Consider the following 12,687-nt stretch of genomic DNA (forward strand, 5'->3'; position numbering starts at 1 on the left):
ATGAAACAGAAATGATCAAAAAACTGACCGTCACGATCGCAGTCCTGGGCGCAGTGGTTGCTGCCTACAGCGGCGCCAGCCTCTGGTCGGGGATGCGTATCGAATCGCAGTCTTTTGCAGCAGTCGATTCAATCAATCTACACCTTGCGCGCACATGGTCGGATCAAATCCGTCTGACAGCGAAAGAGTATCAGCGCGGCGTATTTTCCAGCCAAGCCACCTATGTGCTGACCTTGCCCGCGAAACAGGAGTCCGCGTCTGCGCAAAAACGCGAGTTCCTGTTTGTCAACACGATTACCCATGGTCCTCTCCCTCTTAAAAATATCCTATCAGGTGACTTTTCACCTGTCGGCGCTTTGATCGACACCGTCCACGCACCGTCACCTTGGACGGAGGATCTTTTCAATGCCAATGAACGACGACCGCTCGTGACGGGACACACACGCGTGAGTACCCATGGCGTGGCAAAACTCAACTGGTCGGCCGCGCCCTTTAGTTTTCGTCAGGATGCTTTTCGAGTTCAGTTCGGTGGCGCACAGCTCAAAGCAGAAGTCGGTCCACGCTTTCGCAGCAGAAAAGGTGAATTCAGTCTGGAAGCGTTGAATGTCACAGATGGTCAAACGACACTTGATCTTAAGGCGGTCAAGATGGGAGTGGATACGCGCGCGAGTGGCCGTTCTGGTGACCTGAATCTGCCCTTGGGTATCACCCGACGTGAGATCGGCAGTCTCACCTGGGCCTCCGTGAATGCACCGACGATTGAGCTTGAGAAATTCAAGTTGCGCACCGAACTCAAACTTGACGATTCAGAGGTCAATGGCAGCACCAGTCTCGATATTGGATCGCTTGGCATCGCCCAGCAAAAGCTTGGTGCCTTCAAGCTTTTCCTGACCGTCGACAAGGTCGACGACCGCGCCCTCGGTCCGTTTTTGGAGTTTTATCACCGCACAATTGCTCGCATCGGCAGCAACATTCTCGCGCCTGAGCCACTCAGTGCGACTGAGATCAAAAAGTTCTGGCTGCAGCTGCAAAACTTGATTAAAACACGGCCTTCTGTGCGAATTGACCCCCTGATCTGGGAGACCTCTGCAGGGAAAAGTCAGCTTTCACTCAGTGCAGCGCTCAATCCTGCGGAACTTGCCAGCGGTGGAGTTGGATTTCGCGAAAGTCCGATTGACACGCTGGATGCCACCCTGACGATTTCGCAATCCATGGTGAACGAACTGGTGCTCCAGAAATTTCAAACTCCAGGCGCAAACCCTGCAAAGGTTAAGGGACTTGCCGATCGAGAGACCAGAAGACTGACCGACATGGCGCTCCAGCTCAAGTTTGGTCGCGTCCAAAACGGCAAACTTGTGACGCATTTCAACGTGCAAAATGGCGAACTGCGTATCAATGGTCAGCGTACGGCATCGGAGCCGATTTTGAACCTGCTCAGTTCATTTGTACCGCCCGCCTATCTGGCGGCCAAATCTTCGGCGGCTAGTCAGGTGGGCCCCGACGAAGCCGCTTCACTCCAACACCTGGATCCTGAAGTGCTCGCCGCGATTTTGACTGATGCGGATTTTAGTTATCAAGAATCAAGAGATGCGGAAGGTGATCTCGTTCTCAAAGTATCGCCGGGTGATTCGGGTGCAGAAAGCATTGAGATCATTTTCAGTGGTTGCCGTAAAGATCCTACTTGCGAAGACGTTTTATTGCGAGCCACCTACCCAGCCAACCAATTCGCGCCGCTCAAGTTCGTCAACGACTGGAATCTTCGCAGCCGTTGGGCGCGGGTATTCATCAAGGAGTCGGGTGCGCCGGTTTTGGAAATGGACATCAGTGCTTATGGCGGGATTGGTCAGGATGCGATCGAAGGGATGGTCGGCACCTTCTTTAAACTCGTAAGGGATTTTTCAGCTGAACTCAAAGCGGCAGAAAAAGCAGCCCAAAAAGCCGAGGCTGAGGCAGCCGCCGCTGCGCAGGCCGCACAAGCATCACAAGCCACGCAAACAGCAGAAGAAGCAGCCAAAGAAGCCGCTCAAAAATGAAAACGGCTCGTGCTCCGGGCGAACACCCGGATGCGCGAGCCGATGTCTCTTGGTTATTATTCCTGTTCTGCGTAAGCCTCCACGGGCAAACAAGAACAAACCAGATTGCGATCACCCCAGGCATTGTCCACACGTCCGACCGGTGGCCAGTACTTGCTATCGCGCAAACTCTCGACCGGATAGGCCGCCTGCTGGCGGGGGTAGTCATGGTGCCACTCTTCTGCCAACAACATCTTGGCAGTGTGCGGTGCGTTTTTCAGAACATTGTCGCTCTTGTCGCGTTCGCCGCTTTCGACCTGAGCGATTTCGTGCCGAATCGCGATCATGGCATCGACAAAACGATCCAGTTCAGCCAAGCCTTCTGACTCGGTCGGCTCAACCATCAACGTGCCCGCAACGGGAAAGCTCATCGTCGGCGCATGGAAACCGTAGTCCATCAGGCGTTTGGCAATGTCTTCGGCTGAGATGCCTGAAGCTTCCTTGATGGGATTGATATCCAGGATGCACTCGTGCGCCACGCGACCGTTTCGTCCTGTGTACAACACAGGATAATAATCAGCCAGACGACGCGCCACGTAGTTCGCGCTCAAAATCGCAACCTCGGTGGCTCGGCGCAAACCTTCTGCGCCCATCAACGAGATATAGACGAATGGAATCGGCAAAATACTGGCTGAACCAAAAGGCGCAGCCGAAACAGGCCCCACAGGCATGCCATTTGCCATGACACCTTTCTCATTGACGACACCGGGCAAGAAGGGCGCCAGATGCGCGCGCACGCCTACCGGCCCGACACCGGGCCCACCACCACCATGCGGGATGCAGAATGTCTTGTGCAGGTTCAGGTGTGACACATCCGAACCAAACTTTCCTGGCTGCGCCACGCCGACCATCGCATTCATGTTGGCGCCGTCCATATACACCTGACCACCCGCTTCATGAATCAGATCGCAAATCGTCGTGATTGACTCTTCGAACACACCATGCGTTGAAGGATACGTCACCATCAAAGCAGCGAGACGATCGCCAACTTTCGCGATTTTGGCCTTGAGATCCTCGAGATCCACGTTGCCGTGCGCATCGGAACCCACCACCACCACCTCCATCCCCACCATGTTGGCAGAGGCGGGGTTCGTACCATGTGCCGACGATGGAATCAGACAGATATCGCGCTGATGCTGGCCATTGGCGCGGTGATACGCGCGAATCGCGAGCAAGCCCGCGTACTCGCCTTGCGCGCCAGAGTTGGGCTGCAAACTGATGGCGTCGTAACCCGTGATTTCGCACAGATCCTTGGACAGACGCTCGATCATGGTCTGATAGCCGCGTGTCTGCTCAGCCGGAGCAAAAGGATGGATGGCTGCAAATTCTGGCCATGTCACTGGAATCATCTCAACGGTTGCGTTGAGTTTCATCGTGCATGAGCCCAACGGAATCATCGTGCGATCAAGCGCCAGATCCTTGTCGGCCAGCTTGCGCAGATAGCGCAGCATGTCTGTCTCGGACTGGATACTTGAAAACACGGGATGACTGAGGATGGCTTGCTTGCGCTGGACGCTGGATGGAATGCCTGGCAAACCATTGACCTCCTGAGTCAAGGCGGGTGCCGCCTGAGCCGTCGCACTGGCAAACACGCCGAGCAGTTGGCCAAGGTCTTCGATCGTGACAGTTTCATCCAAGGATATACCGAGCTGCGTAGCGCTCACGCTGCGCAGATTGATGCGCGCCGCGCGTGCGGCTTTCAGAATAGCGTCTGTCTGGGCACCGGTCTCAAGCAGGAGGGTGTCAAAGAAAGTCTCGTTCACCACCTTGATGCCAAGCGCGGCCAAGGCTTGCTTGAGTACCACCGTCGACTGATGCACGCGAGTCGCGATCGCCTTGATCCCTTTGGGACCATGCCACAAGGCGTACATGCTAGACATGACCGCCAGCAGAACCTGCGCGGTACAAATATTTGAGGTCGCTTTCTCGCGACGGATATGTTGCTCGCGTGTCTGAAGCGCCAGACGCAAAGCCTGGTTACCCTGAGCATCTTTGGAAATTCCGACAAGACGGCCGGGCATGTTGCGCTTGAACGCATCCTTGCAAGCCATAAAACCAGCATGCGGCCCACCAAATCCAAATGGAACGCCAAAACGTTGTGCTGAACCGATTGCGATGTCAGCACCCCAATGTCCGGGAGGCTCAATCAAGGCAAGCGCCAACAGATCAGTCGCACAAGCCACCACACCGCCCTGCGCATGTACCTGCTCGGTCAGCGCGCGATAATCTGCCACAGCGCCAAGAGAGTGCGGGTATTGCACCAGCAAACCAAAGCATGCAGGTACGCCTTTGGACTCGTCTCCCACCACCACATCAATATCCAGACCATCCGCGCGTGTGCGAATCACTTCGATCGTTTGCGGGTGGCAATGCTGTGAAACAAAAAACACCTTGCTTGGGGACTGTGAGGCGCGACGCGCGAGCGTCATCGCTTCGGCAGCGGCTGTTCCCTCATCCAGCAGAGAAGCATTGGCGATATCAAGACCGGTCAAGTCCGCGACCATCGTTTGGTAATTCAGGATGGCTTCAAGACGTCCCTGCGAAATCTCGGGCTGATAAGGCGTGTAAGCGGTATACCAGGCTGGATTTTCGAGGATGTTGCGCAATACGACATTGGGAGTATGGGTACCATAGTAGCCCTGACCAATGTAATTGCGAAACACTTGGTTATCCGCTGCGATTTTGCGCATCTCAGCCAACACGTCGGCCTCGGAGCGCGCGCCGGGGAGATCAAGCTCGCGCGACATATGAATATTGGCGGGGACCACTTCACGCATCAGCGTAGCGAGATCCGCCGCGCCAATCGCCGCGAGCATTTTTTTCTGATCATCCTCGCTCGGACCAATGTGGCGAGGGATAAATTCGTTCGAAGTATCCAGAACTTGGGACATGATATTTGCCTTAGCTTGCGTCAGCGACAGCCTGATAGCCTGCTGCGTCGAGCAAACCATCAACATCTGCGGGGTTGTTGGCCTTGATCTTGAAGATCCAGGTGCCATAAGGATTGGCGTTGATACTCTCGGGCGCATCATTCAGGGCCTCGTTGAAGCCGACGACCTCGCCCGCGACAGGCGCGTAGATATCCGAGGCAGCCTTAACCGACTCCACAACACCAGCGGTCGCGCCGGCAGCAAGTTTGGAGCCGACTTTGACGTCACCGACGAACACCAGATCACCAAGCTGTTCCTGGGCGGGACCTGTGATGCCGACGATCATGACATCGCCATCTGCTTTGATCCATTCGTGTGTTTTTGCGTATTTACGATCGCTAGGGATGCTCATGAAAGTCTCCAGAAATTTGTCAAAAAATGTAGTGCGGATGAATGTTGAGTTTTTAAACGTGCGTGACTACTTGTCCGTGACGCACAAAAGGCAGTTTGCATACTTCAGCGGGAACCCATTTGCCGCGGATATCGATCTCGACCCGATCGCCTGCGACCACGCCCTGCGGAAGGCGCGCAAAACCAATTGACACACCCATGGTCGGTGACATCGTGCCGCTTGTGACTTCGCCCATCCCTTTGGAAGTGCGAACAGCCATATGCGCGCGCATGACACCACGATCCAGAAGTTTGAGACCGATGAATGCGCGGGGATCCGCAAACTGCTCGATGGCATCGCGGCCGATAAAACGGCGCTCCGGGTCTTTGAGCGAAACGGTCCAGGTCAGGCCTGCCTGATTTGGATGAATCAGTTCATCCATGTCCTGACCATATAAATTCATACCTGCTTCGAGGCGCAACGTGTCGCGTGCGCCCAAACCGCAGGGTGCTACGCCCTGGGCAGTCAGATCTTTCCAAAGTTTTTCAACTTCCGTGGCTGGCACAACAATTTCAAAACCGTCTTCGCCGGTGTAGCCTGTTCGAGCCACCATCGTGTCACCGGGAAACTGAACCCCGGCAAACACACCAAGGTTTTCAGTTGTTGCTCGCCAGTCAGGACGCGTTGTCCAGACTTTGGCTCTTGCGTTCGGTCCCTGGACGGCGATCATCGCAAGATCGCGTCTAGGCGTGACGGTGACCTTAAGCCCGCCAGAAGCAGCTACCCGTTGCATCCATGCGATGTCTTTGTCGGCAGTGCCGGCATTCACGACCAAGCGCCATTGCGTAGGCGTGAAAAAATAAACGATTAGATCATCAATCACACCACCCTGTGGATTCAACATACAGGAATACAGGGCTTTGCCGGGCTGGGTGAGCTTAGCCACATCATTCGCGATCAATTTACGTAAAAATACGGTCGCATCCGCGCCAGCGACATCCACATTCAGCATGTGCGAGACATCAAACATACCGGCATCACGACGCACAGCATGGTGCTCTTCGATCTGGGATCCGTAATTCACAGGCATATCCCAGCCGCCGAAATCGACCATGCGCGCGCCCGCGGCAACATGAACGTCGGCAAGGGGGGTACGCTTTAATTCAGCAGACATAGCAAACTCCGGCAGAGGGATGAGACGGTAGAAAGGTGCGGGCCAATCATTGCATGCGTAGTCCACATGCAATTCGACTGGCGATCCGCCCCTCTGTCCTTTTGCCTGAGAGTTGCCCCGCGGATTGGGCGGGTGTGCACCTTCGGCGCCCGTGGTGACCTCATTGAATGGGTCGCGGGTCTCTCCAGAGTGTTGTGCTGAAAGTATTCTGTGGAAAACTTTCAATTCATGTTGCGGTATAGGGAGCCTGAGCGATTCTGGGCGAATTGCGCCTTCGGCGGCAAGCAGAGCTCGATCAAAAGCTCCCGTGCGCTCTCCCGCAACGTGCATTCACAGCAATGAGAGCATAACGCGAAATACAAGCCCACCACAAGTATGCCCCCACCCACCAAGTCTCTGCCAGAACGCTGGCCGAACACTCAGGAATTCAGAGGCTTCGCCCGCAGGCAACACCGGATGCCCAGGCCCACTGGAAGTTATAGCCCCCAAGCCAGCCTGTCACATCGACAGTTTCACCGATAAAGTGCAACCCCGGGACGCTACGGGCCTGCATACTACGTTGATCCAGACCCTTGGTATCGACTCCGCCACGCATCACCTCGGCCTTTTTGTAACCCGCAGTCCCGCTTGGCACGAGGGACCAGGCCTGGATGCGCTGCGCCAGATCCTTGAGCACGCGATCCGGGGCATCCGCCAGACGCAACGTGGACTGATCGCCCAGCCACTGTTCTGCCAACCGTTTGGGCCAGAGGGAAGAAAGGAAGGTACCGAGCTGTTGTTTGCCTCCCGCCTTAGCTTGTAAGAGTTGGGCCGAGAGATCCTGGCCTGGCGCCAAATCGAGGGCGATCGTCTCGCCAGGCTGCCAATAACTCGATATTTGCAAAATACCGGGACCGGACAAGCCTCTATGGGTAAACAAGACGTCTTCGAAAAACTGCTGAGCACGTTTACCAGGACCTGTGCTCACCGTCGCCTGCAAGGCCACACCTGCCAAGGCCCCAAATGGTGCCCAGGTTTCCTGGTCAAAAGTCAGCGGCACGAGTGCTGGACGTGGCTCGATGACCTTCAGGCCAAATTGCCGGGCAAGTTTTAAGCCAAAATCCGTCGCGCCAAGCTGAGGAATCGCCAGACCGCCTGTCGCGACCACTAAATGAGTGGCGTGAATGCTGCCTACGGAGGTATGCACGGTGAAAAGTGAAGCCCCCGCATGTTCAGCGCGCGAGACTTCTTTGACCTCACAAGGCATTCGCCAGTGGACACCGCCTTGATCGCACTCGGCGCGCAACATCTCGATGATGTCTTCGCTACTCTGATCGCAAAACAGTTGTCCCTTATGCTTTTCATGCCAGGCGATGCTGTGGCGCCGGATCAAATCAAGAAAATCCTGCGGCGTATAACCGGCCAACGCCGACTTGCAAAAGTGTGGGTTGGCAGAAATAAAATTCTCGGGACCGACTTGTTTATTGGTGAAGTTACAGCGACCACCGCCAGAGATCCGGATTTTTTCAGCCAGTTTGCTTGCGTGGTCGATCAGCACCACGCTTCGCCCGCGCTGAGCGGCGACCGCAGCACACATCATGCCCGCAGCACCCGCACCGATCACCGCGACATCAAACTGCTGCATGCGCCCCTCCAGCGTGGCACATACCTGAGCCTGCATGGATCAGCATTGCTCTTCGATCAGGCAATCGACGTAATAGCGCTTTTCACCATTGGGCAGCACATCCTCGCCCAAACCATGGATATAGGTCTCGAATGCGGGGAATTTCTGGTTGAACTCACGGGCAAACTGGAGATACTGAACAATGGTTTTGTTAAAGCGCTCTCCGGGGATCAGCAAAGGAATTCCAGGAGGGTAAGGCGTCAACAACACGCCCGTCACGCGTCCTTCGAGTTGATCAATCGACACACGCTCGACCTCGCGATGCGCCATCTTGGCAAAAGCGTCAGAGGGCTTGAGCGCTGGCACCATATCGCTGAGATACATTTCGGTTGTCAGACGCGCCACGTCGTGTTTACGGTATTCGGAGTGAATTTCCTGACACAAGTCACGCAGGCCCATGCGCTCATAGCGGCGATTGCCTTTGCAGAAATCGGGCAAGATCCGCCACATCGGCTGGTTGCGATCGTAATCGTCCTTGAACTGTTGCAAAGCAGTCAGCAAGGTGTTCCAGCGTCCCTTGGTAATACCGATCGTGAACATGATGAAAAAGGAATAGAGACCTGTCTTTTCCACCACCACGCCATGTTCGGTCAGATACTTCGAAACCAGCGCGGCGGGGACGCCTGTCTCGCCAAAACTGCCCGACATATCCAGACCGGGCGTGACAATCGTCGCCTTGATCGGATCAAGCATGTTGAAGCCTTCGGCCAGATCGCCAAAGCCGTGCCAGTGGTCATTGGCCTTGAGGATCCAGTCCGACTGCTCACCCACGCCATGCGCGGCGAGATAATCCGGTCCCCAGACAGTGAACCACCAGTCATCATCGCCATACTCGAGATCGACTTTGCGCATGGCCCGACGGAAATCGAGGGCTTCGCGGATGCTTTCCTCAACCAGCGCCGTACCGCCCGGTGCCTCCATCATGGCAGCCGCCACGTCACAGGACGCAATGATCGCGTACTGAGGCGAGGTCGACATGTGCATCAGATAGGCTTCGTTGAAAATATTGCGATCGAGCTTGCGGCTCTCGGACTCCTGAACAATGATCTGAGAAGCCTGAGAAATGCCCGCCAGCAGTTTGTGTGTCGAGTGTGTGGCGAACACCATGGATTTGGGGCTGCGCGGACGCCCGGCACCAATCGCATGCATATCTTGATAAAAACTATGGAATGCAGCGTGCGGCAGCCAAGCCTCATCGAAATGGAGCGTATCCACCAAATTGCCCAGCTTGGCTTTGATCGTCTCGACGTTGTAGATCACACCATCGTACGTACTCTGGGTCAAAGTCAGAATGCGCGGACTCTTGTTTTTGACATTCCGGGCAAAGGGATTGGCATCGATTTTTTTCTGGATGTTTTCAGGCTCGAATTCCTCGAGGGGAATCGGTCCGATGATGCCCATGTGATTGCGTGTCGGGCGCAAAAACACGGGGATCGCACCCGTCATCGTGATCGCGTGCAGGATCGACTTGTGACAGTTGCGGTCCACCACCACGATATCGTCGGCGGCCACGTTGGCATGCCAGACAACCTTGTTCGATGTCGATGTTCCATTGGTCACAAAATAACAATGATCGGCATTGAAAATCCGCGCTGCGTTTAACTCAGACTCGGCGATCGGACCTGTGTGATCGAGAAGCTGACCGAGCTCGTCCACCGCGTTGCAAACGTCGGCCCGCAGCATGTTTTCACCAAAAAACTGGTGGAACATTTGTCCGACCGGGCTCTTGAGAAAGGCGACGCCTCCCGAATGACCCGGACAGTGCCAGGAATAAGAGCCGTCCTGAGCGTAGTTGACCAACTCGCGGAAAAACGGCGGTGCGAGGCTGTCGACATAGCTGCGGGCTTCGCGGATGATGTGACGCGCCACGAACTCGGGGGTGTCTTCGAACATATGGATGAAACCATGCAACTCGCGCAGAATATCGTTCGGGATATGTTCTGCCGTGCGTGTTTCACCGTAGAGATAAATCGGAATATCCGCATTGCGAAAGCGCAGCTCACCGATGAAGACGCGCAAGTTTTTAATCGCACCGGCGACGTCTTCGGGGGAATCGACGTCGAACTCCTCGTCGTCAATAGACAGGATAAAGGCGCTGGCGCGGCTTTGCTGCTGGGCAAAAGAGCTCAGATCACCGTAACTGGTGACACCAATGACCTCCATGCCTTCCGCCTCGATCGCAGTCGCCAGCGCGCGAACACCGAGACCCGAGGCGTTTTCCGAGCGGTAATCCTCGTCGATGATAAAGATGGGAAAGCGAAATTTCATCCGGAGGACTCCGCAAAGAATAGATAAATGGATGAAACCGGGCGCATTGCCCGGCACATTGCAAATATTAAAAAAGTTAACTCAACCGTGCGACAGAGAGATGTCAAGTACGCGGCAAGGTGACACCACGCTGCCCCTGGTACTTACCACCCCGATCCTTGTAAGAGGTTGAGCAGATTTCGTCACTTTCGAAAAACAGCATTTGAGCGCATCCCTCTCCGGCGTAGATTTTTGCGGGGAGCGGAGTCGTGTTTGAAAACTCGAGCGTCACATGACCCTCCCACTCGGGCTCGAGCGGCGTCACATTAACAATAATGCCGCAACGCGCATAGGTGCTTTTACCCAGACAGACAGTCAAGACGCTGCGGGGAATCCGGAAATACTCAACCGTGCGCGCGAGTGCGAAGGAGTTAGGTGGAATGATGCAGATATCGCCCTTGAAGTCGACGAAGGATTTTTCATCGAAATTTTTGGGATCGACAATCGTCGAATTGATATTCGTAAAGATTTTGAATTCGTTGGCGCAGCGCACATCGTAGCCGTAGCTGCTGGTGCCATAGCTCACAATCCGTCCTGATTCGTTTGAACGCACCTGACCGGGCTCGAAGGGTTCGATCATCCCGTCGGTTTGTGCCATGCGGCGGATCCAGTTGTCGCTTTTGATGCTCATTGCCCAAGCGCCTCTAAATTAAAAGTCGAGAGGGCGGATTTTACCCCCTGTCCGCACCCTTGGGCGCAGTCAGAGAGGCAGATACTGGATTTCAGGTACGTTTGACCGAAATCACACCGAACTTGTCGCTCAAATCTTTAGGCAGCTCGGCAACTTTCGCGGCGATCCTCGAGGCGATTTCGGAATAAAGCTTGGCGGCTTCGCTCTCAGGCGCAGACAGGACCGTTGGCTGACCGGCGTCTGCCCCGACTCGAATCGCCATCGAAAGCGGGAGCGCGCCAAGCCAGGAGACGTTGTATTGCGCCGCCATGCGCTGACCGCCCCCTTCGCCGAAGATGTGTTCAGCGTGGCCGCACTGGCTACAAATGTGGATCGCCATGTTTTCAATCACGCCCAGGACTGGCACATTGACCTTTTCAAACATACGTAAACCCTTGCGGGCGTCCAGCAGCGCGAGATCTTGAGGCGTTGTCACGATCACGGCACCCACTACGGGCACCTTTTGAGACAAGGTCAGCGCGATATCTCCCGTACCGGGCGGCATATCAATGATCAGGTAGTCCAAGTTGTCCCAGTTCGTGGATCTCAGCAACTGCTCTAGGGCCTGAGTCACCATCGGACCACGCCAGATCGCGGGATTGTCCTCGCTGATCATGAAACCGATCGAGTTGGCCTGAATGCCATGACCGACCACCGGACTCATCGTCTTGCCATCCGTGCTGTCAGGGCGTTGAGAGACCCCCAGCAAGGTTGGGACACTTGGCCCATAAATATCCGCGTCCAGCAGACCGACGCGCGCACCCTCGGCTTGAAGCGCCAAGGCAAGATTGACAGCGGTTGTACTTTTACCGACCCCGCCCTTGCCGGAGGCGACGGCGATAATATTGCGCACGCCCGGAACAAGCGCGACACCAGGCTGGACCGCATGGGCGACAACCTTCGTCGAAATTGCAACTTCAACCTGCGCCATGCCTGCAGCGTTGAGTGCACGGATCAACGACCCACGCAGAGACTCGAGCCGGCTCGCAGCCGGATAACCCAGAATCACCTGAATGCTCACGCGACCGTCGGCAATCTGGATCTGCGAGTCCTTGACGGCGCGACTCAGTGACACACCTGTCACGGGATCGAGCACCTGCTCAAGTACTGTCCGGACGTCTACTAGCGCTACACTCATTGAAATTCCTTTGCTATCTTTGTTTTTTTCGAACCACGGTGCCATTATGATTGAATTCCTTCGCCGCATTATCCGCTTTGCCGTGGTCATCGTGGTGGGCTTCATCGGACTGGTGATGGCGCTCATTCTGACATTTTCCACCATCATCGCGATCGCGTTCCTGCTCGTCATCTCCCGACTACGTGGCAAACCGTTCGAAGCCAAAGAATACTGGATGGCACGACGGTCAGGTCGCAAGTCCATGCCAACTCAGGGTTCTTTAAGCTCGAAAGACGTCACGGACGTCGAGTCACGAGATATTCGTTAAGCCGCGCAAGCTTGCAGACTCTCAATCGATTTCTGCGCACTGCTTTAAAATGATCCACTCGATCTTAATGTCCACCTCAGCCTCTTGATTCATCT

At 55.3% G+C, this 12,687-nt stretch carries 9 protein-coding genes and 2 riboswitches; of the genes, 2 read left to right on the forward strand and 7 right to left on the reverse strand.

Annotation, left to right across the window (positions count from 1 at the left end):
• Positions 1-11 precede the first annotated feature (11 nt).
• Positions 12-2,033 carry a DUF945 family protein gene (locus QWY30_RS11400; RefSeq protein WP_290241110.1) on the forward strand — a complete coding sequence of 674 codons (2,022 nt, stop codon included), beginning with the start codon at positions 12-14 and terminating at the stop codon, positions 2,031-2,033.
• Between the two features lie 56 nt (positions 2,034-2,089).
• Here QWY30_RS11400 and gcvP read toward each other — a convergent pair whose 3' ends face one another.
• The 7 genes from gcvP to apbC form a co-directional block, all read right to left on the reverse strand.
• Positions 2,090-4,963, reverse strand: a complete 2,874-nt coding sequence (gene gcvP / locus QWY30_RS11405) for an aminomethyl-transferring glycine dehydrogenase (protein WP_290241111.1) — start codon at positions 4,961-4,963, stop codon at positions 2,090-2,092.
• 10 nt (positions 4,964-4,973) lie between these two features.
• On the reverse strand, positions 4,974-5,354 hold the full coding sequence (gcvH, locus tag QWY30_RS11410; protein WP_290241112.1) for a glycine cleavage system protein GcvH: 381 nt from the start codon (positions 5,352-5,354) through the stop codon (positions 4,974-4,976).
• Positions 5,355-5,406: 52 nt separating this feature from the next.
• Positions 5,407-6,507, reverse strand: a complete 1,101-nt coding sequence (gene gcvT, locus QWY30_RS11415) for a glycine cleavage system aminomethyltransferase GcvT (protein WP_290241114.1) — start codon at positions 6,505-6,507, stop codon at positions 5,407-5,409.
• 83 nt (positions 6,508-6,590) lie between these two features.
• A riboswitch (glycine riboswitch) is annotated at positions 6,591-6,705 on the reverse strand.
• 26 nt (positions 6,706-6,731) lie between these two features.
• Positions 6,732-6,837: riboswitch (glycine riboswitch) on the reverse strand.
• A 97-nt stretch (positions 6,838-6,934) separates the two neighbouring features.
• Complete coding sequence (locus QWY30_RS11420; RefSeq protein ID WP_290241116.1) at positions 6,935-8,131, reverse strand: BaiN/RdsA family NAD(P)/FAD-dependent oxidoreductase; 1,197 nt, start codon at positions 8,129-8,131, stop codon at positions 6,935-6,937.
• A 39-nt stretch (positions 8,132-8,170) separates the two neighbouring features.
• Positions 8,171-10,438 carry an arginine/lysine/ornithine decarboxylase gene (locus QWY30_RS11425; RefSeq protein ID WP_290241117.1) on the reverse strand — a complete coding sequence of 756 codons (2,268 nt, stop codon included), beginning with the start codon at positions 10,436-10,438 and terminating at the stop codon, positions 8,171-8,173.
• 103 nt (positions 10,439-10,541) lie between these two features.
• Positions 10,542-11,108, reverse strand: coding sequence for a dCTP deaminase (gene dcd, locus QWY30_RS11430; protein WP_290241120.1), 567 nt, complete (start codon positions 11,106-11,108; stop codon positions 10,542-10,544).
• A 91-nt stretch (positions 11,109-11,199) separates the two neighbouring features.
• Positions 11,200-12,285: an iron-sulfur cluster carrier protein ApbC gene (gene apbC / locus QWY30_RS11435; RefSeq protein WP_290241122.1), complete on the reverse strand. Its 1,086-nt coding sequence runs from the start codon at positions 12,283-12,285 to the stop codon at positions 11,200-11,202.
• A 46-nt stretch (positions 12,286-12,331) separates the two neighbouring features.
• Here apbC and QWY30_RS11440 point away from each other — a divergent pair, with 46 nt between their 5' ends.
• The gene (locus tag QWY30_RS11440) at positions 12,332-12,592 is read left to right on the forward strand and encodes a hypothetical protein (protein ID WP_290241124.1); all 261 of its coding nucleotides are present in this window, start codon (positions 12,332-12,334) and stop codon (positions 12,590-12,592) included.
• Positions 12,593-12,687: the final 95 nt, after the last annotated feature.

It is taken from the genome of Zwartia panacis, from assembly GCF_030410395.1.
Taxonomy (GTDB): domain Bacteria; phylum Pseudomonadota; class Gammaproteobacteria; order Burkholderiales; family Burkholderiaceae_B; genus Zwartia; species Zwartia panacis.

Excerpts from the sequence above, each read along its gene's own strand:
- gcvP (WP_290241111.1), bottom strand. The coding sequence starts at position 4,963 with ATGTCCCAAGTTCTGGATACTTCGAACGAATTTATCCCTCGCCACATT.
- dcd (WP_290241120.1), bottom strand. The coding sequence starts at position 11,108 with ATGAGCATCAAAAGCGACAACTGGATCCGCCGCATGGCACAAACCGAC.
- QWY30_RS11400 (WP_290241110.1), top strand. The coding sequence starts at position 12 with ATGATCAAAAAACTGACCGTCACGATCGCAGTCCTGGGCGCAGTGGTT.
- QWY30_RS11440 (WP_290241124.1), top strand. The coding sequence starts at position 12,332 with ATGATTGAATTCCTTCGCCGCATTATCCGCTTTGCCGTGGTCATCGTG.
- apbC (WP_290241122.1), bottom strand. The coding sequence starts at position 12,285 with ATGAGTGTAGCGCTAGTAGACGTCCGGACAGTACTTGAGCAGGTGCTC.
- gcvH (WP_290241112.1), bottom strand. The coding sequence starts at position 5,354 with ATGAGCATCCCTAGCGATCGTAAATACGCAAAAACACACGAATGGATC.
- QWY30_RS11420 (WP_290241116.1), bottom strand. The coding sequence starts at position 8,131 with ATGCAGCAGTTTGATGTCGCGGTGATCGGTGCGGGTGCTGCGGGCATG.
- gcvT (WP_290241114.1), bottom strand. The coding sequence starts at position 6,507 with ATGTCTGCTGAATTAAAGCGTACCCCCCTTGCCGACGTTCATGTTGCC.
- QWY30_RS11425 (WP_290241117.1), bottom strand. The coding sequence starts at position 10,438 with ATGAAATTTCGCTTTCCCATCTTTATCATCGACGAGGATTACCGCTCG.